The following is a 22,147-nucleotide window of genomic DNA, read 5'->3' on the forward strand; positions in this document are numbered from 1 at the left end:
TATGCCAGTAATTTTTGATTTTTTCTTATTCTTTGTCGTCTTTTTTATCTTGAGATACAGGATTTTCTTGCTTACTGAGAGGGTGTTTGTCGTCAAACAGTTTGTGTTTTTTCTGCATCTCAATCTTCATATAAGCGGTATATTTTAGCGCTGCAATGTTGCTAGCGATGACGGCAACAATAATAAAAGAGATCACCCAAGGGTTAAAAAGCCATTCCATATTAGCCTCACTAATTTAGTGATAGAGTATTTTCAGGATAACACTTTTATCGATCATTTAGCTTATATATTAGTCATTAATGGCAATAAAAAAGCAGCCACATATTTCACTTCTTAGGTGCAATACGTTAGCTGCTTTGAGTATTGAATGCGTTTGTTATTACAGTGCTTTTTCTAATACTTTTTGGTACATGTCGGTTAGCTTTTCAAGATCTGCGACTTTTACACACTCATTCACTTTGTGAATAGTGGCATTTACAGGGCCTAACTCAACCACTTGCGCACCGGTACGAGCGATAAATCGACCATCTGATGTACCACCGGTAGTAAGAAGTTCAGGTTGCTGGTGGTTTACTTCTTCAATCGCTGCAACAACCGCTTCGACTAGCGTACCTTTATCGGTAAGGAATGGATGACCGCTTAATGTCCATTTTAAGTCGTAATCTAAACCATGGGCATCTAATACTGAATGTACACGACGCTTTATTTCTTCATCCGTTAATTCAGTACTAAAGCGGAAGTTAAATTGCACTTCAAATTCTCCAGGGATCACATTCGATGCGCCCGTGCCTGCGGCAACATTTGGGATCTGGAAACTGGTCGGTGGGAAATATGCATTGCCGTTATCCCATGTGGTGGCAGCAAGCTCAGCGAGGGCTGGTAATGCTTTGTGAATGGGATTATTGGCAAGGTGTGGATAGGCAACGTGCCCCTGAATACCTTTTACGGTTAAATCACCGGTAATTGAGCCACGACGTCCGTTTTTAACAACGTCTCCAACGTGGTGAGTACTTGAAGGCTCACCGACAATACACATATCGATTTTTTCATTACGGGCTTCAAGGGTATCAACTACACGGGTTGTACCATTGATAAACGGCCCTTCTTCATCAGAGGTGATGAGCAGGGCAATTGAGCCTTTGTGATCTGGGTTTTCTGCGATGAAACGCTCAATGGCAACAATCATACATGCTAGAGAGCCTTTCATATCAGCGGCGCCACGGCCGTGAAGGTAGCCATCGATAATCGTTGGTTCAAACGGTGGCGTGTGCCATTGCTCTACTGGACCTGACGGTACCACATCGGTGTGACCAGCGAAAACAAACAGTGGAGCTTGGGTACCACGGCGAGCCCAAAGGTTGGTGGTATCTTCAAATACCATGGTTTCGATAATAAAGCCTAATTGCTCAAGACGAGCGATCATTACATCTTGGCAGCCTGCATCTTCAGGAGTAACAGATGGGCGACTCATTAAATCTTTAGCAAGCGCAATAACTGGGCTATCAGACATCCTTGTATCCTTGTTATTGTTGATGGAAAATTTCTTGGTATTGAGCAGGTTTAAAACCTAAGTAGTACGCATCATTGTGTACTAATAGCGGACGTTTGATCATTGCTGGTTGCTCTAACATTAGGGCTAAGGCATTGTCGCGGTTTAAGCTATTTTTTTGCTCATCAGTCAGTTGACGGTAAGTCGTTCCACGCTTATTAAGCATGGCTTCCCAACCAAGTGCTGTTTCAAACGTTTCGAGTTGAGCGCGATCTAAGCCATCAACACGGTAATCATGGAAAGTGTATTCGATATTTTCTGCTTCTAACCACTTTTTCATTTTCTTGATAGTGTCGCAGTTTTTGATGCCGTAGGCTGTAGTACTCATAAAAGATCTGACTTGATTATATTTTAATGGATAGTCTTTTATAACGAGATTACACAATGACCGCAAGTGTTGTTGTTTGTGAGCTGATTGTAAGAGATTGAGAACGGTATTGTTAACAAAAACAATAATGCTTTTTTATTTTTCTATTTAATAGAAGTAAAGATAAAGCGGGCTTGATCAAACTCAACATAAATATTTTCCACTGCTTAATAATATGTGGAATATTTTATGGAGGCCTCAATGGAACTGAATCCGGTTTTTGCCCGTCGACTTTATTTAGCATTGTTAGTAGAAAATACAGAGAGACCTAATGTCCCTCGTTTGGTTGAGCAAACAGGCTGGCCGCGTCGCACTATTCAAGATGTATTAAAAGCGCTACCTAGCATCGGTATTGAGCTTGCTTTCATTCAAGATGGTCGCCGTCATAATGATGGTTACTATACGCTGAGTGATTGGGGACCATTTGATTTGGAATGGATCAAAGAAAAAGAACCCTACTTATTAGCGGCGTTATCCTAAAAATTAAAACGCATAAGACGTCACGTGTTATGCGTTTTTAATAGGATATTACTGGCCTTGGGCTTCAAGGTATAAAATAGTGGCGGCTGTACGGGATTTTACTTGTAGCTTTTTGAGTAAACTTTTCATATGAACTTTAACCGTCGCTTCTGAGATAAAAAGCTGTTCGGCTATTTGGCGATTACGTTGACCTTTTGCCACTTCTTGTAATATTTGCGTCTCACGGTCTGTTAATTGAGACAAAATATTCGTAGGGGTATGTGGTGAATCAAGGCACTCTTTTACGATATCACTATAGGCTTTACCACCACATAACGCTGATTTTAGTTGTTCGATTAATTCATCAGGCTCAGTATCTTTGAGTAAATAACCGTCAGCGCCAGCATTGAGTACTGTTTTAATATCGCTTCGACTATCAGAGACAGTTAATATAACAATACAGGCAAGTATTCCTTCATCACGCATCGCTATTAGCGTATCAAGACCGGACAATCCCTTCATATTTAAATCGAGTAAGATCAAATCTGGTGATTTTTCATGGGCGAGTGCGATAGCATCATTACCATTGCTGGCTTCACCTACTAATTGGAAGTCTGATTCAATACTCAATAGTTGGCTTATCCCTCGACGCATGAGAGGGTGATCATCTACAATCATAACTTTCCAGCATGTCATCGTGTTATCCTTTTTGTAATGGAAATAGAAGGCAGATAGTGCAGCCTTGATTGATTCCCGATTGTATTTTTAATTCACCTTGTAGCCGTGATGCGCGCTCTTGCATAATACTTAAACCGTAATGATCACGTTTACTCTCGTTAAGGTCGAATCCTCTACCGTCATCGATGATCGTGACATCAATATGTTGATCGGTTTGTTGGCAGTTTACGATAATCTCATCGGCGTCTGCATGTTTAATCGCATTTAATACTGCTTCTCGAATAATTTGTAACAGGTGAACCTGGTTATGGGCATCTAACGCCATTGATGATATTTGATTATCTATAATTAAGAGTGCATCGGTTTGCTCTTCTAATGGTTCTAACATTTGATTTAAGGCTTCACCAAAATTGGCATCTTTAATCATCAACCGAAATGTACTGAGTAATTCGCGCAGTTGGGTATAAGCGTTACTTAACTCTTCTTCAATATCATGGACAGTTTGATGGGTACTTTCATTTTGATCGCTTTGATTGAGTTTTCTTTTTAATAAGGCTAATTGAATTTTCAAATAGGAGAGCGATTGTGCCAATGAATCATGGAGTTCACGGGCAATGGTCGCGCGCTCTTCCATTATCAATAAATATTCCGCTTGTTTTTGAGCGCGGTTGTAATAGATAGCGCGAGCAAGGATCTGAGAGATATTATTAATTAATGCCTTATCAGGACAAGGTAAAGTGTACTGCCACCAAAGTTGTCCCATTAATTCACCATCGATATACAATTCGTTATATTGCCAATGTTGACCTGCTTGTTGACCCACTTGAATTTCTGATGTGCTGCCATTTGGCTCTGCAATGATCAGTTTTGTACCAATTAAGCCATCTATAGCAATCATGGTTTCAAGCATGTTGGTAAATTGTTCTCGGGTTAAATGGCTAACAGAAAGTTGTTGTGAGCAATTATAAAGCACTTGGAGTGATTCGTTTGCATGACGTAAGCGGTGGGTTTTTTCATTGACACTGCGCTCTAAGCCTTGATAAAGCTGTTCAAGATCTGATGACATTCTACTAAAGGTATGGGCAAGAATACCTAGTTCATTATTGCTATTATTTAATAAATCCAATCGAAAATCTTTACGCTTTACTTGCTTACAAGCATCAACAAGATCATTTAAAGGTGCGACAACTTGTTGGCGTGTATAACGAATAGTGTAGAAGATGATAAGAGAAATCAGACTAAGGCCTATGGCGCCAATAATAGCGAGTCGTTGGATTTTAAGTTCTGATGATTTTTGCAGTTCAGAAACAAAAGTATTAATACGATGGACGAATGGGGCGACATGTTGAATAAATACCGTGTTGTTATCTTTTTCAAGGATCGGGTGCAACTCTGCCCAGCGCAGAACGATGTGATCGTAGTGTTGTTGGAGCTCTGAAGAGGTAAACCAGTAAGAGAGTTCTTTCATTGGCGCTGAATAAAGCGAGTGTTCAAATTGTTCAATATGTGTAGATAAAAGAGGCGACTCTGTTTCAACATCAAAAGCTAATCGATAGCTTTGCATGCGTAAAGAACCTGCAATATTTATAGCTTCAGCATCATTTTGACTCGAAACCAATGTCATTAATGCAAGTGCAGTCGTTATTATCGAAATGATCAAAATTAACACTAAAGAACGCGCTATCGTCGTTGTTACAGAATGTGTCATTTTTTGCCTATTCACAGCAATCCTTACTGTTACTTACCCAGAAATTATTAATAGCTTAATTTTTGATGCAGAAAATTAAGCTATTAATGTGAGCTTTATCAGCTAGATTTATTGATCTAGAGCAAAAACTCCTACCAATTACCCCTTAGGGGGTATTTAAGCAATTATTTCATTATTTAGAATTAATGTATAAAAAGATGAATAGCTTATTAATGCATGCTATTTGAGTTATTTGCTGAGTATTTTATCAGCCATGTAACACAAATAGTACAACGATAGAGGTAATGATGGTTGATCGTTTAAGACGTTCATTATTCACACGCAAAACACCATCAAACATTCCACGCTTACCTTGGCTAAATCATGCAGATACTTTTACCGATCTTTGTTCGCGTTGTGAACGTTGTATCGAACATTGTGAGACAAACATCATAGTGAAAGGTGATGGCGGCTTTCCTCAAGTGGATTTCAGCCAAGGTGAAGGTGAATGCACTTTTTGTTATCAGTGCGCAGAGGCGTGTCCTGAACCGTTGTTCCTTCCGCAATTAGAATCGCCATGGGACATCATTGCAACGATTAATGAAAGTTGTATGGCATCTAAAAATATTGAATGCAGAAGCTGTGGTGATATGTGTGAACCTCAAGCGATCAAATTTCAATTACAGGTTGGAAAAGTCGCGATGCCAACGATTACAGAGAAAGACTGTACTGGATGTGGTGCCTGTTTATCTGGGTGTCCTGTATCAGCAATAACAATCGATTGTGTAGAGAACAACGCACAATAGTACATATCAAAGAGGGTCTGTATGTCTTTACAAGAAGTACATATATCAAGTCTCGTGGTTCATGTAAAACCTGAGCACTTGCAAGAAATAAAAGAGCAGATCTTAGCAATGCCAAATACCGAAATACCGGGCGACAGTGAAGAAGGGAAAATCATTGTAGTACTTGAGACAGAAAACCAAGGCTACGTGACCGATACCATAGATAAAATCAATAATTTAGAAAATGTGTTAATTACTTTTTTGGTGTATCACCAAATAGAGCACTTTGAGACGCAACCAGAGGGCAACTCATGAAAATGACAAGACGCGCATTTGTTAAAGCAAATGCTGCCGCTTCAGCTGCGGCTGTTGCAGGTATTACCTTACCCGCGTCAGCAACTAATTTAATTGTTAGTTCTGATGAAACAAAAATTAAATGGGATAAAGCGCCGTGTCGTTTTTGTGGTACAGGTTGTTCTGTTTTGGTGGGTACCCAAAATGGTCGAGTTGTTGCTACTCAAGGTGATCCTAAAGCACCAGTAAATAAAGGTCTTAACTGTATTAAAGGTTATTTCCTTTCAAAGATCATGTACGGAAAAGATCGTCTACAAACGCCAATGCTTCGTATGAAAGATGGAAAATATGATAAAGAAGGCGAATTCACTCCAATCTCTTGGGATCAAGCTTTCGATATCATGGCTGAAAAGTGGAAATTAGCCTTAAAGAAACATGGTCCATCAGGCATAGGTATGTTTGGTTCAGGTCAATGGACGGTGATGGAAGGTTATGCGGCATCAAAAATGATGAAAGCCGGTTTCCGTTCTAACAATATCGATCCGAATGCACGCCACTGTATGGCATCTGCTGTTGGTGCGTTTATGCGTACCTTTGGTATTGATGAGCCGATGGGTTGTTACGATGATTTTGAACATGCTGATGCATTCGTCTTATGGGGCTCAAATATGGCAGAAATGCACCCTATTCTATGGACTCGCATTACTGATCGTCGTTTAAGTAACCCTCATGTTAAAGTCAATGTACTGTCTACATATTATCACCGTTCTTTTGAACTCGCTGATAACGGTATGATTTTTAAGCCTCAAACCGATTTAGCCATCGCCAACTTTATAGCTAATTACATCATTGAAAACGATGCGGTTAATTGGGACTTTGTTAACAAACATACCCACTTTAAACGTGCTGAAACAGATATTGGTTATGGTCTGCGTGACGATAACCCACTACAACAGCAAGCTGCTCACCCGAATTCAGGTGATATTTTCCCAATGAATTTTGAGGAATACAAAGCTTCTGTTGCTGAGTATACGCTTGAAAAAACATCAGAAATGTCAGGAGTTAAACCTGAAAAGTTAATAGAGCTTGCGAAGTTTTATGCTGATCCTAAAACCAAGGTGATGTCACTATGGACCATGGGAATGAACCAACATACCCGTGGTGTGTGGATGAACAGTTTGGTTTATAACCTGCACTTATTAACCGGTAAAATTTCAACCCCAGGAAACAGTCCATTTTCATTAACGGGTCAGCCATCTGCTTGTGGTACAGCACGTGAAGTGGGGACGTTCTCTCACCGTTTGCCTGCTGATATGGTGGTTGCGAATCCTAAACACCGAGCCATTGCTGAAAAAATCTGGAAGTTACCGGAAGGCACTATTCCACCTAAACCTGGTTATCATGCTGTTGTTCAAGATCGCATGTTAAAAGACGGTAAGTTAAATGCGTATTGGGTGATGTGTAATAACAACATGCAAGCTGGCCCTAATATTAATGAAGAGCGATTACCGGGTTACCGTAACCCAGAAAACTTCATTGTTTGCTCCGACCCATACCCAACCGTTACCGCACAAGCATCCGATCTTATTTTACCAACCGCAATGTGGGTAGAAAAAGAAGGGGCATATGGTAATGCAGAGCGCCGTACACAGGCTTGGTATCAACAAGTTGAAGCACCAGGTGAAGCTAAGTCTGACTTATGGCAGATCATGGAATTCTCGAAGCGCTTTACTATTGAAGAAGTGTGGGGAAATGAGTTGGTTAATAAAATGCCAGCATACCGTGGTAAAACCATGTATGACATTTTATTCCGCAATGGACAGGTTGATAAATTCCCATTAACGGAAACCCAACCGTTAAATGATGATGCAAAAGCGCAAGGCTTCTATGTTCAAAAAGGCTTGTTTGAAGAATATGCGGCATTTGGTCGTGATCATGGTCATGATTTAGCACCGTATGATACTTACCACCAAGTGCGCGGTTTACGTTGGCCTGTTGTTGATGGCAAGGAAACGCAATGGCGCTTTAAAGAAGGCTCAGATCCTTATGCAAAAAAAGGTTCTGGTTGGGACTTTTATGGTAAGCCTGATGGTAAAGCATGGATTATTTCAGCGCCTTTTGAAGCGCCACCTGAAGTACCTGATGCTGAATTTGATATGTGGCTTTGTACAGGTCGAGTATTAGAACATTGGCATACAGGTACCATGACTCGACGTGTTCCTGAATTATATAAAGCAGTGCCAGATGCGCTGTGTTATATCCACCCAGAAGATGCTAAAACACGTGGCTTACGTCGTGGTGATGAAGTTGAAATCTCTAATCGCCGAGGTGAAGTACGCTGTCGAGTAGAAACACGAGGCCGTAATCGCCCGCCACAAGGTTTGGTTTTTGTGCCATTTTTTGATGCTCGAATTTTGGTGAACAAGTTGATCCTTGATGCTACCGATCCACTATCGAAGCAAACAGACTTCAAAAAATGTCCAGTTAAAATCAGCAAGGTATAAGCCTGCCTATGGCGAGTGAATCAATCACTCGCCTCATTTCAGAATTAGCCTGTTGGCGGAGAACATCATGAAAAGAATCTTATTGGTTGTATTAGCGGTGAGTGCATTAATGGCTGGGGTTGTGCAAAGCGAAGAATCAACACCAGCTAAACCGGTATCAGAAGCCGTAGCGAAAACAGAAATATTAAATCCGGGCGGTATTGGTGGCCTTGAATCATTACGTGGCTCTGCTGAATTAGAAGATACACGCCCTGCTGATCCAATGAAGCATTATCCGAAAGATCAAGGTGTAATTGATAACGATTATGTGTATCAGCCACCGTTGATCCCACACACGATCCGTCATTACGAAGTGTCGCTAAACGCAAACAAATGCCTTGCTTGTCATAGCTGGAAAAATGCCAAAGAGATGGGCGCAACCAAAATCAGTGTAACGCACTATGTGTCACCGCAAGAAGGACAGGTGCTATCTGATGTATCACCAAGTCGTTACTTCTGCCAGCAGTGTCACGTACCACAAGCGGATGCTAAGCCATTAGTAGAGAATGACTTCAAACGTGTTAGTGCATTGCAGTAACCAAAGTAAGGGATGATATATGAAGTTATTAAAAACGTTTTGGTTACGCTTAAAAACACCCAGCAAAGTAGCAGTAGGTCTCGTTCTCTTTATGGGGTTTATTGGCGGCTTATTATTCTGGGGGGCATTTAATACCGCGATGGAAAAGACTAACACTGAAGAGTTCTGTGCTGGTTGTCACGCACCAATCGTTGAAGAAATTCAAGAAACGATCCACTTTTCTAATCGTTCTGGTGTCCGTGCTATTTGTTCGGATTGTCACGTTCCTCACAATTGGACAGATAAGATCGTGCGTAAAGTACAGGCATCAAAAGAAATTGTGGCCCATTTAATGGGAACGATTGATACTCCTGAAAAATTTGCTGATCGCCGTGGGCATTTAGCAGAACGGGAATGGAAGCGAATGAAGGACAATAACTCACAAGAGTGCCGTAATTGTCATGAATTCAATTATATGGATTTCTCAGAGCAAGCGCCTCGTAGTGCAAAACTGCATTCGACGGCATTAGCATCAGGAGATAAAACGTGCGTTGATTGCCACAAGGGTATTGCACATAAACTGCCTGATATGAAAAACATTGAAGGTTGGCAATAAACCTAAGGAGATAAGATGAGCACATTAGAGTCAGTGATTTGGCATATACTCGGTTACGCAGCCATGCCGGTGATTGTTCTATCTGGGTTTGCTGTAGTCGCAGCTATTTGTATTTGGCTACTTTCGCTAGGTAAAGATAAAAAAATTAGCGAATAAGCCAATATTCGAGATAAAGAAATAATAAGCCGTCCTTTTAATGCGCTAGTGCGTTACAGAAGGGCGGCTTTTGTTGTTTTTTCGCGAGGGGATTACGCTGCCACTGGCGATACCCAATCGCAAACAACACCCCCAAGCAAGGTAAAGTGGCAGCCATTCAAACATAAAATAAGCGATAGAGAATGACTGACTTTCGTTTGTACTGACTTCAATAAAATGTAAACCAAGAATAACGCTTAGTCCTAATAGCGTGAAGAGCTTAAACGTTGTCTTATCCATGATAATTAATCCTGTTTCGAATAATATTACAAATATACATGCAAATGAGAATTATTATCAAATTTTTTTTATTGTTTAATCAGTTCGTGCTTTATTAATTGGCTACGGAATGTTTCAACTCGCTTCCTATTCACACCAAAATCAGAATAACCAACTCGTGATGCAGAGCGTACTTGTAACTGCTGTGCTTTTTTTTCGACTTCAAAGTCATCAATGAACCGAAAAATCTTGCTGGTGGCTTCAATATGAAGATAGTGATCTGATTGCTCTGCTATTTTTGCACCTGGTAACTGAAGCGCTACCCGTTTTATTTCTTCCCAGCTATGCTCACCTTTCGCCGTTAAAAGAAAAGGCTTAACGCTAAACTGTTCACGCTTTTCAATCGTTGAGACACAATTGGGCTTATTTTCACAAAGCTGATTTATTGAACGCGTCCATGAGGTTGTCTTTGTATCGCTACAGCCAGTGAGGAAGAGTAACAGCAATAGCGTAAAGCGAAGTAACACGATGTAAATCCTTTTTATAATCGCGGAAGAAGTAGGTAAGTGATAAACCCTAACCATGAGGCAATTAAAAGCCCCCAAGCGAGTTTACTCTGATGGTGGATAACAGTTGTATTAGTTATGACTTCTGAGGCGTTGTTAGCATCATTAGAGGCCTTATTACGTGAAACCTTTTTTTTCAGTTTGTCTTGCTCACGAGCTTTAGCTTTTTGCTGCTTTTTATATTGCTCTATACCTTTTTGAATGCCTTGTGCAATCAGTCGAGTTTGCTCTTTTGTTTGCCCTACCTTCTGTGTGGCCTTTGCTATACGTATAGCTTCAGCTTGTGTTTCTGGTGAAGAGGCCGGTTGTTTTCTACTCGCCATGGTATAGATCCCTGAAAATAACATTTAAGCGTTGATTATATCCCATAAATAACAGAGTTGATGTCATAGCAATAAAATAGACGGAAAAGGTAATGGACTATCTTACTGATTGTGTAGGAAATTTTCAGAAATGGGTAAAAGGTTTGTTAACGGTGTTTTTAATGTGTAACTTTATGTTTTTTAGGTATTTGTATATACCTTTTACTGTCTGTGATCTATGTTTAAAAAACAGTGTTTTTGTTTTTTTTAGATCAAAAAGTGTGACGATAACGGCAATATAAAAAATGGAAAAGTGCGGTTCAGCACAAAACTTTATCCTTGTTGTTCAAAATCTAAATGAATAGATTAGAGTCGTTTGTGAACCATAGAGAAGTTTATTAAGCTCTGATCTGAATTTCATTGGATACCTATTTGAGGGAAATGGCTTGTTATATCCGATAGATGCTTATGATCAGCATGGACAATTAAAAATTAATACCGTGTTGTGGTTCGTCTTGCTATTTAACGCCAAAGCTTGGTTAGTGTTTGTTATGGCGGGGGTTAGCCGTACTCAAGGCGGTGAATTACTTGAGCTTATTTATCCAATAAGAGATGTTTTATATATAGGTATGGCAATAGGTAGTCCCGCAATATTATTGATGTGGTTATCAGGTCAACGAAATAAAAATAATAAATTAATACATTTTCTGTGGCGGCAAGGGAAAAGAGTGTTACTTGCTGCATATAGTTTTGATTTTTTAATGCAAATATATCATTTGGTTATCAGTCATGGTGAGTTTAGCTGGATACGGGCAACCACATTACTGTTAACAGCATGGCTTGGGTTGTACCTTCTAAGAAGCTCTCGAGTTAAAGATATATTTGCAGACTAGCCTGTAAAGGGGAGCTGTAATGAATGATTTTAGTCGAGGACAATTGCTGTTAAGCACGTTACTGAGCCCGTTAGCGATGGCTGATTGGTTACTTGATGTTAGCTTTGAATTGAGCAGTTACTGTCATTCGAAGCATACAGTGAATACCTCATTATCATTAGTGCCTGGTGAAGAAACGATATTTTTTAATGGCTTAAGTCAAAGTAAACATAACTTGTGCCGTGAAGTGATTGGTCGTGCTCAACTACTTGATGTTTCTCCAGATGAAGTGAAAATTGCTTTTCAGATCCAAGAGCGATTAGATGATGGTGGTTGGCGTACTATTTTAGCCAAAACTTTGTCTACTGGGCTTAATATGCCAGTATTATTTGAAAGTGAAAATACCGACTTAGAAGAGCGCGTTAAACTTCAAATTGAAATAATGACGGCATAATGTATTAACATCGATAGTTGATCTTTTTCTTCTTAATAACGCCTTCTTTTTAGAAGGCGTTTTAGTATTAAGTCGGTATCAAAATGTCCTATATCGTTGGGATAAGAGTAAAACTTTCTACTAATGTATTAAGATCAAGTGATTTACGTCTTTATATCGTTATAATTACTTTTCATTTTTGACTAAACATCCTGTTAGGAGAAGACACCTATGAGTATTGCCCAACCAGCAATCGTTCCAGATCGTGGCGCCTTTGCCCTTTATGTGGTGATGAATGTTGTAGGTAATAAGCAAAATGTTATTGCTCAATGCCAGTCAATTCATCAGTTACTTGCGGATCTCAATACTGAGCAGCAAGACGCAAAGTTACATGCAAGTGTTGCCTTCGGTAAGGCATTTTGGGAGTCTTTAGGTCAACAAAGCCCAGCTGAATTAACAGAGTTTCGTCAGTTAGGTGAAGGTGAGACTATTGCGCCAGCAACAGGGGGTGATGTCTTACTGCATATCCATTCTAATCGCCATGATCTTAACTTTTATGCGTTTCGCGTTTTCTTAGAAAAATTGTCTCAAGACGTAGAAGTGTTAGATGAAACCTATGGTTTCCAATACCTTGACCACCGTGACATGACAGATTTCATTGACGGCACAGAGAATCCACAAACAGCAGAAGATCGTGCTAATGTGGGTGTTATTGCTGAAGGTGAGTTTGCGGGTGGTAGCTATGTAATGGTACAGCGTTATGTTCATAACCTACCAGCATGGCATCGTCTAAACGTAAAAGCACAAGAAAAAGTGATTGGTAGAACGAAACCAGATTCTATTGAACTCGAAGATGTGCCAGCTGCGTCACACGTTGGCCGCGTTGATATTAAGGAAGATGGTAAAGGCTTAAAGATTCTGCGCCACAGCTTGCCATATGGCTCTGTAACATCAGATCATGGCTTACTATTCATTGCTTACTGTCAGCGTCAGCATCACTTTGATGCGCAGCTTGAAAGCATGTTTGGTGAAACTGATGGTAAAACAGACCAAATGTTACGTTTCTCAAAACCGGTAACTGGCGCATACTTCTTTGCACCATCGATGGCGATGCTAAAGAGCCTTTAATCACTATAAAATCGATAGATACAAGCATGCGATGAACTCTGTTTTTAGCATGCTTTTTTAAAGCTCAGATAAACAAAAAGCGCTACCGAAGTAGCGCTTTTTTATCAGTTATAGAACTTAACTTATTTCTTAACGCGTAGTACTGGTGTTTCACCAACGTTTACTGCGCCAGAAAGCTTAGTTAGCTCTTTGATCTCGTCCATGTTAGAGATAACAACTGGAGTCAGAGTTGACTTCGCTTTCTCTTCTAATAGTGCAAGATCGAATTCGATGATAGTGTCGCCAACTTTAACAGTTTGGCCTTCTTCAGCGATGCGAGTAAAACCTTCGCCTTTAAGTTCAACAGTATCAATACCGAAGTGAACGAAAAGTTCGATGCCATCGTCAGACTCAATAGAGAAAGCGTGGTTCGTTTCAAAGATCTTACCAATAGTACCGTTTACTGGTGCAACCATTTTGTTGCCAGCTGGTTTGATAGCGATACCATCACCAACAATTTTCTCAGCAAATACGACATCTGGCACATCTTCGATGTTAACGATTTCGCCAGAAAGTGGTGCGATGATTTCAATTGCACCAGCTTCACTGCTGTCGTCAGAAACCAGTTTCTTCAATTTGTCAAACAGACCCATATCGATGCTCCTAAGCGTTGTTATATTATCTGCAGCTATATTAGCAGATGGTCTTTTCTGCGATGAATTTTTCTACGTGCTCTTCGATTTCAGCAGCCGTTGGTAGAGTTAATGCATACTCTGCCATTGCTTTTACATCAGCAAAGTTAGCGTTACGGATAACTTTCTTGATGCGAGGGATAGAAATCGCACTCATACTGAATTCGTCAAGACCCATACCTAAAAGAAGTAGGGTAGCACGTTCGTCGCCGGCAAGCTCACCACACATACCTGTCCACTTACCTTCAACGTGAGAAGCATCAATAACTTGCTTGATCACTGTAAGTACAGCAGGCGATAGTGGGTTGTAAAGGTGAGAGATTAGCTCATTACCACGGTCAACTGCTAGAGTATACTGGGTTAAGTCGTTGGTACCAATACTAAAGAAAGAAACTTCTTTCGCTAAATGGTGTGCAATTGCTGCAGCTGCTGGCGTTTCAACCATCACACCGATCTCGATGTCAGTATCAAAAGCTAAACCTTCAGCTGTTAATTCAACTTTAAACTCTTCAATTGCAGCTTTAAGTGTACGTACTTCTTCAACCGAAATAATCATCGGGAACATGATACGGATTTTACCGTGTGCAGATGCACGAAGAATAGCACGGAACTGATCACGTAAAATTTCACGACGGTCAAGGCTGATACGGATTGCACGCCAACCCAAGAATGGATTCATTTCTTTTGGTAGATCTAGGTATGGAAGATCTTTATCACCACCGATATCCATAGTACGGATAATCACTGGCTCACCGTGCATTGCTTCTGCAACTTCTTTGTACGCTTGGTATTGCTCTTCTTCTGTCGGTAGAGAATCGCGATCCATGAACAAGAATTCAGTACGGTATAGACCTACACCTTCACCACCATTACGGTTTACGCCGTCACAGTCTTTTACTGTACCAACGTTACCGCAAACTTCTACTTGCTTACCATCAAGCGTGATTGCTGGAAGATCTTTTAGCTTAGCTAGTTCTTCTTGCTCTGCTTTATGTGCGTCGCTGATAGCTTTAAATTTGTTTAATTCATCATCTGTTGGATTGATTACAACCTGATTATTGATTGCATCAAGTACTAGCATATCGCCAGATTTAACTTTTGATGTGATATCGTTTGTACCAACAATCGCTGGGATCTCAAGCGAGCGTGCCATGATTGAAGTGTGTGAGGTGCGACCACCGATATCAGTGATAAAACCACGAACATAATCAAGGTTAATCTGTGCTGTTTCAGACGGTGTAAGATCGTTAGCAACAAGGATAACTTCTTCGTTGATAGCACTTAGGTTGATTACGTTAATGCCTAATGCATTCTTAACAAAACGGCTACCGATATCGCGGATATCACTTGCACGTTCTTTTAAGTACTCATCATCTAAAGATTCAAGTGTTTGTGCTTGTTCTTCGATAACAGAGTAGATTGCAAAGTCAGCAGACATTTTATCTTTAATAAGGGCTATGATTTCTTCTTCAAGCTCCTCATCTTCAAGCAACATGATGTGACCTTCAAAGATCGCTTCTTTCTCTTCACCAAAGGTGACACGTGCTTTTTCTTTGATTACTTCTAGCTGCTCAGACGATTTCTTTCGTGCGTCGAAGAAACGTTGAATTTCGTTATCGATTTGGTCTGCAGAGATCGGTGTTTTATTTAGAACAACCTCTTCTTCTTGCAGCAGTAGTGCTTTAGCAAAAGCAATACCTGGAGATGCCAAGATACCTGAAATCATAGCCTTACCTTAAATTAACTAAAAACTGAAAACTCGTTTGTATATAAACGTAGCTTAGATTTCGCGGAACATTGCAACTGGAGAACCGTCGTGATCTTCTTTTAGCTGAATTAGAGCATCAACAGCTTCTTGAGCTTGAGCACCTTCACCAGAGATAGTGATTTGTGCGCCTTTAATTAGGCCAAGAGTTTGAAGCTTGAATAGGCTTTTCGCACTAGCGCTTTTGCCATTAGCAGTTACAGTCACATCTGCATCGAATGATTTAGCTTCTTTAACGAACTGAGCCGCTGGACGAGTGTGTAAACCATTTGGTGCTGTGATTTCAACTTGCTTCTGATACATAATTCACCCCGATAGATATAGTATTTTATTTAATAATTAAATTATTTATGACAAGCATAATACAGATAATTTGCTTGTGCTGCTGCAGTATAAACTACCTAATATCATATTGTCTTAGCTTTAATCCAAGTCAAAGTTTTATCAGAAACTTACTTGTTAGTAATTAAAGCGCATTTTCACCCCTTTATTTCGGAGCGAAAAATAAAACGTGCGAGTTTTATATTAAAGCTAAGTCCAAAATGCAACAAAAAAGCCCGCAGAGGGGCTTTTTTCATAGTGATATACCTATTAAAAATTATAAAGTGTGATCACTGTTGTGTTTCTTTTTCTGTGAAAATGCCTGCAAATAGTGCTGTTGATAGGTAACGCTCACCTGAACTAGGCAGTATTACAACAATATTTTTATCTGCAAATTCTGGGCGAGATGCAATGTTATTTGCAGCAACAACCGCTGCTCCTGATGAAATACCAGCAAGAATACCTTCTTCATCCATTAGGCGACGCGCCATTTCAATTGCGTCATCTGAGCTTACTTTTTGAACTTCATCAATTAATGATAAATCTAAGTTACCAGGAATAAAACCAGCACCAATACCTTGGATTTTGTGCGGCGCTGGTTGAACAGTGTCGCCATTTAATGTTTGGGTTATAACAGGTGACTCTAGTGGCTCAACTGCAATTGTAGTAATGGCTTTACCTTTTTGCTGTTTAATAAAACGGCTAACACCTGTAAGTGTACCGCCTGTACCCACACCTGAGACAAATACATCGATTTCACCATCTGTTGCATCCCAAATTTCAGGACCTGTGGTTTTTTCATGGATCTCTGGGTTTGCTGGGTTATTAAATTGCTGTAGCAGTAGGTATTTAGTTGGATCTGAATTTACAATTTCTTCAGCTTTATCAATCGCGCCCTTCATGCCTTTAGGCGCTTCAGTTAGTACAAGATTTGCACCTAACGCTTTTAATAGTTTACGACGCTCAAGACTCATGCTCTCAGGCATGGTTAATGTGAGTTTGTAACCACGTGCAGCAGCAACAAAAGCAAGTGCAACACCAGTATTACCACTAGTTGGCTCTACAAGTTCAACGCCTTCTTTTAAAAGACCTTTTTTCTCAGCATCCCAAATCATGTTAGCGCCAATACGGCATTTAACACTAAAGCTTGGGTTACGAGCTTCTACTTTAGCTAACACTTTACCGTTACTTACACGGTTAAGGCGCACTAGCGGAGTATTACCAATAGTTAGTGAGTTATCTTCATAAATCTTGCTCATGCTTCGTTCCTTCGTGACACGTTAAAAGTAATATAAATTAAGAATATACTGGATAAGTGATTTGAAAAGTAATTAATGGTTATATCTTATTGTTATCAATGTGTGAATTATATTGAACTAAAGATATATAGTGGGATGAAAAGCGTCAAGTGACTAATTTACAAATATGTTTTACTCAAATAACGATAAACAATGGTGTTTGCAGCAAGGGTAATAGAAAAGAAAAGAGCACTAGAATAAGTGCTCTTTGGTAGATATTTATCGTTGATCTTAATAGCGTTTAAATTGCTCGCGGTAATGATCAACCCACATTGCTGTCGCACCACAAACAGCCACAGGCATGACAAGTAAGTTAATAATTGGGGTCATAGTGAAAAACATTACGATGGCACCAAAACTTAACGCTTGGCCACGATGTTCTTTGAGGGCATCTCGCATATCAATAAATGGCACTTTGTGGTTATCAAACGGATAATCAACATATTGAATCGTCATCATCCAAGCGCTAAATAAAAACCATAAAATAGGACCAAGCGTTTGGCCGATGGCAGGGATCCACATTAGGATCAATAAGCCAATTGCTTTGGGTAAGTAATACTTTAATTTAGTCCACTCTCTGCCCATGGTTCGAGGTAGATCTTTTATTAACGCTTTAAAACTATCATCAGGTGGATTATTACCTGTGAGTTTAGCTTCTATATATTCAGCTAATAGCCCATTAAATGGTGCAGCAATCCAGTTGGCAATGGTACTGAAGAAATAAGAAAACGTCACTAATGCAGCAATAGCAAGTAACGGCCATAACACATAAGATAGCCACTCAAGCCAGCTAGGCAGGTAACTTAACCAACCATCAATCCAGCCATTCAACTGAGTAAGTAAGGTGGCAAATGCGCCACCTAATAAAAGAATATTGATGAGCAATGGGATGATTACAAAACGACGCGTTCCTGGTTGGGTAACCAGTTGTAACCCTGTAAAAAAGTATCCAGCACCGCTGGTTGTTGATTTTATGGCATGCTGTTGCGACATTCGATTTCCTTAATCGGATCTCTCACATTTATTTTGATGAGGGATGATAGAGAGATTATATAGAGTATGTTAACGGGCTATGTAGGATGGAATCAAATGAAAATATGGTTGTCACAGTTTTGACAAACCATTAAATCTCATCATTCATAATGAAAAATGGTGTATAAAGTGTACAAAACTCACGTTGTAAAGACTATCTTGCCTGAATAGCGATATTCAACTTCTCATTATCATTTGAGTTTTGGTACAGTAAGTCATCGGCAAGAAATTCTAGCTAGAGATTTTGTCTGCCTAGTTGATTTTTTACTATTATTAACCCCGTCTAGGGATAACGAGTTAATTTCAGAGTATTCGTATGCAGGAATTGCGTCTAGTTCTTATTATTGTTGGTGCGCTTGCGATTACAGCGCTTCTTTTTCATGGTCTATGGACAAGTCGAAAAGAAAAACCGGCCAAGTTTGGTGAAAAGCCAGTAGGTAAAATCGATGAAACGGCATTTGATCTTCAAGGTGACGTTGAAGAGAGTGTCAGTGAAGCACGTGTTGTAAGTAAGCCACAGGAAGTGGTTGAAAAGACAAAGCCAACAAAACGCAAAGAGCCTGGTTTTAGTTTTGGTGAGCGTCCACAGCAAGATCCATTATTAGGCAATGTTACGGTTGATGACGGTGATGATGATCTCCCTAGAATGTCAGCAACAGATAATGACGATGTACCTACAAAAGTGACAACCGTTCAACCACAAGCTACGACAGTTGAGCAACCTCAGCAAGTATCACCACAAACATCTGTGCAATCTGTACAACCTGTAAATGTTCAACAATCGGCTGCTCAACCGAATAGCGCTCCTGTTGAACCTGTTATACAGCCTCAGGTTGCGGCAACTATTAACTCAGCGACTACAGCTCCTGTTGTAGAAACGCAAGCGCCAGTACAGCCTGAAATCATTCAGCAACCACAGCAGCCTACGTATACTCCAGTGCAAGAAACTGTTCAGCAACCTGTAGCGGCCGAGCCAGTGTTTCAGCAAGCACAACAGGTGGTCGTCGACATTCCTGTGGTTGAGCCTGAAATTATTGAACAACCGATTGAAAAATCTGCTGTTGAGCCTCAAGCACAATTTGTTCCTGCTGAAGAGCCTGCACAAGTTGAAGTAGCAACGCCAGTCGTTGAAGAAAACGTTGTGCAAGTTGCCGAGCCTTCGATTCAAGCCAAGCAAGAGCCAAGTGTATCTTTCATGCCAGAGCCAGAGCCAGAGCCAGAGCCAGAGCCAGAGCCAGAGCCATTACCACCAACTTATATATCGCTATGTGTTCATGCGCGCAATGGTAAGATTTTACGTGGGCCGTCACTGTTCGCATGTTTAGAGCGTCATGGTTTAATTTTTGGTGAGAATTCAGTGTTCCATCGTCATGCTGATTTAGCTGGCACGGAACCTGTTATTTTCTCAGTAACTAACTTGCTAAATCCAGGCTCTTTCCCTGAAACTAACTACCAACATTTTGAAACACCAGGTATCGGCTTTTTCTTAATGTTGCCTTGTTACGGTAAGGCAGCCAGTAACTTTAACTTAATGCTACAAACAGCACAGCAAATTGCTGATGAGTTAAATGCAGATGTTCTCGATCAAGATCGTGTAATGATCACGCCAAATCGTATTACGCAATATCGAGAAAAATCAGTGAAATATAATGATGCTTAATCTTTAAAAAGATGAAGTCATTAATGAGCAGGCTCCTTTAAGGGGCCTGTTTTTTTATTTAAATTTAGGCAATAGTCTTAATCGTTTTATTATCGATAGGGCGTTGTTTTGGCAGAAACTATCAAGATTTGTCAGGTAGAAAAAATGAGTATTGACCTTCAGCAACAATTATTAACGCTACGACAGCAACTCGATTACCACGGTCATCGTTATTACGTTGAAGATAACCCAGAAATTCCTGATGCTGAATATGACCGGATGATGCAGCAATTACTAAAGATCGAAGCTGAGCATCCAGAATGGATAACGGTTGATTCGCCAAGCCAACGTGTTGGTGGTGCTGCGTTAGAGGGGTTTACTCAAGTTAAACATGAGATCGCGATGCTTTCGTTAGACAATGCGTTTAATGATGATGATTTACGTGCATTTCAAAAACGTTTACAAGATCGTTTGCGTTCAGGAGCAACACTTAGTTACTGCTGTGAGCCTAAATTAGATGGTCTTGCTGTGAGCCTAATGTATGAAAAGGGGGTGTTAGTACAAGCAGCAACCCGAGGTGATGGCGCAACAGGTGAAAATATCACTCATAATGTGCGTACTATTCGCGCTATTCCCTTAAAGCTTCAAGGCGACGACTGGCCTGAGCGATTAGAAGTTCGCGGCGAAGTCTTTATGCCTAAAAAAGGCTTTGAAGCGTTAAATATCAAGGCGCTTAAAAAAGGTGATAAGGCATTTGCAAACCCTCGAAATGCAGCAGCTGGTAGCTTACGTCAGCTAGATCCTAAAATTACCGCGACGCGGCCGTTAAGTTTTTATGCCTATGCTGTCGGTGTTGTCGATGGACGTGAACTTGCCAATACGCAATATGAACGCCTGTGCCAGTTAAAAGCATGGGGGCTTCCAATGTGCCCAGAAATTCGCAAAGTTGACAGTATTGAAGAAGTTATTGCTTATCATCAGAGTATTGGTGAAAAGCGCCAATCACTAGGCTATGAAATTGATGGTGTGGTGATTAAAGTTGATGATGTTGATACACAACAACAGCTTGGCTTTGTTGCTCGAGCACCTCGTTGGGCAATTGCTTATAAATTCCCAGCCCAAGAAGAGATGACAATTCTAAACAATGTCGAGTTTCAGGTTGGGCGTACAGGTGCAATTACACCCGTTGCTAAGCTTGAACCTGTGTTTGTGGGCGGTGTAACAGTCAGTAATGCAACACTGCATAATGCTGATGAAGTGGCGCGTTTAGGCGTGATGATTGGCGATACCGTTATTATTCGTCGTGCTGGTGATGTCATTCCACAAATCGCTTCAGTGGTTGAGTCTCGTCGCCCAGAAAATGCGCAAGCGATTGTATTTCCAACAGAGTGCCCTGTTTGTCAGTCAAAGGTTGAACGTATTGAGGGCGAAGCCGTCGCACGTTGTACCGGTGGCCTCTTCTGTCAAGCCCAGAGAAAAGAAGCGTTAAAACACTTCGTATCACGTAAAGCATTAGACGTTGATGGTTGTGGCGAAAAAGTGATAGAGCAACTGGTTGATCGTGAAATGGTAACCACACCTGCTGATTTGTTTAAATTCAGTGCAGGAGAAGTGACGGTACTTGAGCGTATGGGACCTAAATCAGCTCAAAAACTGGTTGATGCGCTGAATGCTTCAAAACTGACAACATTACCTCGTTTTATTTATTCTCTAGGTATTCGTGAGGTAGGTGAAGCAACGGCTGCAAACCTAGCGAATTACTTTGAGACATTAGAAGCAATTAGCCAAGCAACGAAAGAGCAGTTAATTGAAGTGCCGGATGTGGGCGGTATTGTTGCTGCGCATATCTTTAATTTCTTTCGTGAAGAGCACAATATGGTCGTTGTGAACGAGTTAAAAGAAGTTGGGATACATTGGCCTGAAATTGAAAAAATTGATGAGGATGTCGAATTACCGCTTGATGGAAAAGTGGTTGTACTAACAGGATCTCTATCTCAATTAACTCGCTCTGATGCGAAAGCTGCATTACAAAAATTAGGTGCAAAAGTCACAGGCAGTGTTTCGAAGAAAACTGATTTATTAGTGGCAGGTGAAGCGGCTGGCTCTAAATTAACGAAAGCACAAGAGCTAGGTATTGAGATCTGGGACGAACAAAAACTCGTTGATCTGATGGCTTAATACCTTTTTATAAGGTTGATAAACCTTGTTACA

At 40.4% G+C, this 22,147-nt stretch carries 25 protein-coding genes; 12 read left to right on the plus strand and 13 right to left on the minus strand.

Annotated elements, in window-relative coordinates:
- Positions 1-25 precede the first annotated feature (25 nt).
- The 3 genes from C9J42_RS00470 to C9J42_RS00480 form a co-directional block, all read right to left on the minus strand.
- A complete protein-coding gene (locus C9J42_RS00470; protein WP_107205447.1) occupies positions 26-220 on the minus strand; it encodes a DUF2897 family protein in 195 nt (64 codons plus the stop codon).
- Positions 221-379: 159 nt separating this feature from the next.
- On the minus strand, positions 380-1,510 hold the full coding sequence (dapE, locus tag C9J42_RS00475) for a succinyl-diaminopimelate desuccinylase (protein ID WP_107205448.1): 1,131 nt from the start codon (positions 1,508-1,510) through the stop codon (positions 380-382).
- Between the two features lie 13 nt (positions 1,511-1,523).
- Entirely contained in the window at positions 1,524-1,877 is a 354-nt protein-coding gene (locus tag C9J42_RS00480; RefSeq protein ID WP_005370164.1) for an ArsC family reductase, read from the minus strand.
- 240 nt (positions 1,878-2,117) lie between these two features.
- Here C9J42_RS00480 and C9J42_RS00485 point away from each other — a divergent pair, with 240 nt between their 5' ends.
- A complete protein-coding gene (locus C9J42_RS00485) occupies positions 2,118-2,396 on the plus strand; it encodes a helix-turn-helix domain-containing protein (protein ID WP_107205449.1) in 279 nt (92 codons plus the stop codon).
- Between the two features lie 48 nt (positions 2,397-2,444).
- On the opposite strand, the gene C9J42_RS00490 is transcribed toward C9J42_RS00485, so the two are convergent.
- Together C9J42_RS00490 and narQ are read right to left on the minus strand one after the other, a co-directional pair.
- On the minus strand, positions 2,445-3,071 hold the full coding sequence (locus C9J42_RS00490) for a response regulator (RefSeq protein WP_107205450.1): 627 nt from the start codon (positions 3,069-3,071) through the stop codon (positions 2,445-2,447).
- A gap of 4 nt (positions 3,072-3,075) precedes the next feature.
- On the minus strand, positions 3,076-4,761 hold the full coding sequence (gene narQ / locus C9J42_RS00495; protein WP_107259295.1) for a nitrate/nitrite two-component system sensor histidine kinase NarQ: 1,686 nt from the start codon (positions 4,759-4,761) through the stop codon (positions 3,076-3,078).
- 287 nt (positions 4,762-5,048) lie between these two features.
- On the opposite strand from narQ, the gene napF reads away from it, so the two are divergent.
- The 6 genes from napF to C9J42_RS00525 all read left to right on the plus strand — a co-directional run bounded on the left by napF (position 5,049) and on the right by C9J42_RS00525 (position 9,651).
- Positions 5,049-5,546: a ferredoxin-type protein NapF gene (napF, locus tag C9J42_RS00500; protein WP_199187032.1), complete on the plus strand. Its 498-nt coding sequence runs from the start codon at positions 5,049-5,051 to the stop codon at positions 5,544-5,546.
- 21 nt (positions 5,547-5,567) lie between these two features.
- Positions 5,568-5,840, plus strand: coding sequence for a chaperone NapD (locus C9J42_RS00505; RefSeq protein ID WP_005370174.1), 273 nt, complete (start codon positions 5,568-5,570; stop codon positions 5,838-5,840).
- Positions 5,837-8,323, plus strand: coding sequence for a periplasmic nitrate reductase subunit alpha (napA, locus tag C9J42_RS00510; RefSeq protein WP_107287236.1), 2,487 nt, complete (start codon positions 5,837-5,839; stop codon positions 8,321-8,323). The genes C9J42_RS00505 and napA overlap by 4 nt, the downstream gene beginning before the upstream one ends.
- Positions 8,324-8,390: 67 nt before the next feature.
- The gene (locus C9J42_RS00515; RefSeq protein WP_107259310.1) at positions 8,391-8,900 is read left to right on the plus strand and encodes a nitrate reductase cytochrome c-type subunit; all 510 of its coding nucleotides are present in this window, start codon (positions 8,391-8,393) and stop codon (positions 8,898-8,900) included.
- A 19-nt stretch (positions 8,901-8,919) separates the two neighbouring features.
- Positions 8,920-9,495, plus strand: a complete 576-nt coding sequence (locus C9J42_RS00520; RefSeq protein WP_107205455.1) for a NapC/NirT family cytochrome c — start codon at positions 8,920-8,922, stop codon at positions 9,493-9,495.
- Between the two features lie 15 nt (positions 9,496-9,510).
- Positions 9,511-9,651: a TIGR02808 family protein gene (locus C9J42_RS00525; protein WP_107205456.1), complete on the plus strand. Its 141-nt coding sequence runs from the start codon at positions 9,511-9,513 to the stop codon at positions 9,649-9,651.
- A 45-nt stretch (positions 9,652-9,696) separates the two neighbouring features.
- Here the strand turns inward: C9J42_RS00525 and C9J42_RS00530 are convergent, their stop codons facing one another.
- The 3 genes from C9J42_RS00530 to C9J42_RS00540 form a co-directional block, all read right to left on the minus strand.
- Complete coding sequence (locus C9J42_RS00530) at positions 9,697-9,930, minus strand: hypothetical protein (RefSeq protein WP_107301579.1); 234 nt, start codon at positions 9,928-9,930, stop codon at positions 9,697-9,699.
- Between the two features lie 68 nt (positions 9,931-9,998).
- Positions 9,999-10,436 carry a DUF1499 domain-containing protein gene (locus C9J42_RS00535; protein ID WP_107205458.1) on the minus strand — a complete coding sequence of 146 codons (438 nt, stop codon included), beginning with the start codon at positions 10,434-10,436 and terminating at the stop codon, positions 9,999-10,001.
- 14 nt (positions 10,437-10,450) lie between these two features.
- Entirely contained in the window at positions 10,451-10,798 is a 348-nt protein-coding gene (locus tag C9J42_RS00540) for a DUF2956 domain-containing protein (protein ID WP_107205459.1), read from the minus strand.
- A 425-nt stretch (positions 10,799-11,223) separates the two neighbouring features.
- Here C9J42_RS00540 and C9J42_RS00545 point away from each other — a divergent pair, with 425 nt between their 5' ends.
- The 3 genes from C9J42_RS00545 (at position 11,224) to C9J42_RS00555 (ending at position 13,210) form a co-directional block, all read left to right on the plus strand.
- Entirely contained in the window at positions 11,224-11,670 is a 447-nt protein-coding gene (locus tag C9J42_RS00545) for a DUF2919 domain-containing protein (RefSeq protein WP_107205460.1), read from the plus strand.
- Positions 11,671-11,689: 19 nt separating this feature from the next.
- On the plus strand, positions 11,690-12,103 hold the full coding sequence (locus tag C9J42_RS00550) for a hypothetical protein (RefSeq protein WP_107205461.1): 414 nt from the start codon (positions 11,690-11,692) through the stop codon (positions 12,101-12,103).
- Positions 12,104-12,313: 210 nt separating this feature from the next.
- Positions 12,314-13,210 (plus strand): Dyp-type peroxidase, encoded by an 897-nt coding sequence (locus C9J42_RS00555; protein ID WP_107205462.1) that lies wholly within the window; start codon positions 12,314-12,316, stop codon positions 13,208-13,210.
- Between the two features lie 122 nt (positions 13,211-13,332).
- On the opposite strand, the gene crr is transcribed toward C9J42_RS00555, so the two are convergent.
- From crr to cysZ, 5 genes are all read right to left on the minus strand, one after another.
- Positions 13,333-13,842 carry a PTS glucose transporter subunit IIA gene (crr, locus tag C9J42_RS00560; RefSeq protein ID WP_005370195.1) on the minus strand — a complete coding sequence of 170 codons (510 nt, stop codon included), beginning with the start codon at positions 13,840-13,842 and terminating at the stop codon, positions 13,333-13,335.
- Between the two features lie 40 nt (positions 13,843-13,882).
- Positions 13,883-15,607, minus strand: coding sequence for a phosphoenolpyruvate-protein phosphotransferase PtsI (gene ptsI, locus C9J42_RS00565; RefSeq protein WP_107205463.1), 1,725 nt, complete (start codon positions 15,605-15,607; stop codon positions 13,883-13,885).
- Between the two features lie 54 nt (positions 15,608-15,661).
- A complete protein-coding gene (locus C9J42_RS00570; RefSeq protein WP_008986407.1) occupies positions 15,662-15,949 on the minus strand; it encodes an HPr family phosphocarrier protein in 288 nt (95 codons plus the stop codon).
- A 308-nt stretch (positions 15,950-16,257) separates the two neighbouring features.
- Positions 16,258-17,226, minus strand: coding sequence for a cysteine synthase A (cysK, locus tag C9J42_RS00575; RefSeq protein WP_107294158.1), 969 nt, complete (start codon positions 17,224-17,226; stop codon positions 16,258-16,260).
- Positions 17,227-17,496: 270 nt separating this feature from the next.
- Positions 17,497-18,258: a sulfate transporter CysZ gene (cysZ, locus tag C9J42_RS00580; protein ID WP_107205465.1), complete on the minus strand. Its 762-nt coding sequence runs from the start codon at positions 18,256-18,258 to the stop codon at positions 17,497-17,499.
- Between the two features lie 355 nt (positions 18,259-18,613).
- Between cysZ and zipA the strand changes: the two genes are divergently transcribed.
- Together zipA and ligA are read left to right on the plus strand one after the other, a co-directional pair.
- Positions 18,614-19,957, plus strand: a complete 1,344-nt coding sequence (gene zipA / locus C9J42_RS00585) for a cell division protein ZipA (protein ID WP_107301580.1) — start codon at positions 18,614-18,616, stop codon at positions 19,955-19,957.
- Between the two features lie 144 nt (positions 19,958-20,101).
- A complete protein-coding gene (gene ligA, locus C9J42_RS00590) occupies positions 20,102-22,114 on the plus strand; it encodes an NAD-dependent DNA ligase LigA (RefSeq protein WP_107290592.1) in 2,013 nt (670 codons plus the stop codon).
- Positions 22,115-22,147: the final 33 nt, after the last annotated feature.

Origin of the sequence: Photobacterium sp. GB-56, assembly GCF_003026105.1 — a bacterium.
Taxonomy (GTDB): Bacteria; Pseudomonadota; Gammaproteobacteria; order Enterobacterales; family Vibrionaceae; genus Photobacterium.

Bases quoted from the DNA above. Each gene is read 5' to 3' on its own strand.
- C9J42_RS00470 (WP_107205447.1), bottom strand. From the start codon at position 220: ATGGAATGGCTTTTTAACCCTTGGGTGATCTCTTTTATTATTGTTGCC.
- dapE (WP_107205448.1), bottom strand. From the start codon at position 1,510: ATGTCTGATAGCCCAGTTATTGCGCTTGCTAAAGATTTAATGAGTCGC.
- C9J42_RS00480 (WP_005370164.1), bottom strand. From the start codon at position 1,877: ATGAGTACTACAGCCTACGGCATCAAAAACTGCGACACTATCAAGAAA.
- C9J42_RS00485 (WP_107205449.1), top strand. From the start codon at position 2,118: ATGGAACTGAATCCGGTTTTTGCCCGTCGACTTTATTTAGCATTGTTA.
- C9J42_RS00490 (WP_107205450.1), bottom strand. From the start codon at position 3,071: ATGACATGCTGGAAAGTTATGATTGTAGATGATCACCCTCTCATGCGT.
- narQ (WP_107259295.1), bottom strand. From the start codon at position 4,761: ATGACACATTCTGTAACAACGACGATAGCGCGTTCTTTAGTGTTAATT.
- napF (WP_199187032.1), top strand. From the start codon at position 5,049: ATGGTTGATCGTTTAAGACGTTCATTATTCACACGCAAAACACCATCA.
- C9J42_RS00505 (WP_005370174.1), top strand. From the start codon at position 5,568: ATGTCTTTACAAGAAGTACATATATCAAGTCTCGTGGTTCATGTAAAA.
- napA (WP_107287236.1), top strand. From the start codon at position 5,837: ATGAAAATGACAAGACGCGCATTTGTTAAAGCAAATGCTGCCGCTTCA.
- C9J42_RS00515 (WP_107259310.1), top strand. From the start codon at position 8,391: ATGAAAAGAATCTTATTGGTTGTATTAGCGGTGAGTGCATTAATGGCT.
- C9J42_RS00520 (WP_107205455.1), top strand. From the start codon at position 8,920: ATGAAGTTATTAAAAACGTTTTGGTTACGCTTAAAAACACCCAGCAAA.
- C9J42_RS00525 (WP_107205456.1), top strand. From the start codon at position 9,511: ATGAGCACATTAGAGTCAGTGATTTGGCATATACTCGGTTACGCAGCC.
- C9J42_RS00530 (WP_107301579.1), bottom strand. From the start codon at position 9,930: ATGGATAAGACAACGTTTAAGCTCTTCACGCTATTAGGACTAAGCGTT.
- C9J42_RS00540 (WP_107205459.1), bottom strand. From the start codon at position 10,798: ATGGCGAGTAGAAAACAACCGGCCTCTTCACCAGAAACACAAGCTGAA.
- C9J42_RS00550 (WP_107205461.1), top strand. From the start codon at position 11,690: ATGAATGATTTTAGTCGAGGACAATTGCTGTTAAGCACGTTACTGAGC.
- C9J42_RS00555 (WP_107205462.1), top strand. From the start codon at position 12,314: ATGAGTATTGCCCAACCAGCAATCGTTCCAGATCGTGGCGCCTTTGCC.
- crr (WP_005370195.1), bottom strand. From the start codon at position 13,842: ATGGGTCTGTTTGACAAATTGAAGAAACTGGTTTCTGACGACAGCAGT.
- ptsI (WP_107205463.1), bottom strand. From the start codon at position 15,607: ATGATTTCAGGTATCTTGGCATCTCCAGGTATTGCTTTTGCTAAAGCA.
- C9J42_RS00570 (WP_008986407.1), bottom strand. From the start codon at position 15,949: ATGTATCAGAAGCAAGTTGAAATCACAGCACCAAATGGTTTACACACT.
- cysK (WP_107294158.1), bottom strand. From the start codon at position 17,226: ATGAGCAAGATTTATGAAGATAACTCACTAACTATTGGTAATACTCCG.
- cysZ (WP_107205465.1), bottom strand. From the start codon at position 18,258: ATGTCGCAACAGCATGCCATAAAATCAACAACCAGCGGTGCTGGATAC.
- zipA (WP_107301580.1), top strand. From the start codon at position 18,614: ATGCAGGAATTGCGTCTAGTTCTTATTATTGTTGGTGCGCTTGCGATT.
- ligA (WP_107290592.1), top strand. From the start codon at position 20,102: ATGAGTATTGACCTTCAGCAACAATTATTAACGCTACGACAGCAACTC.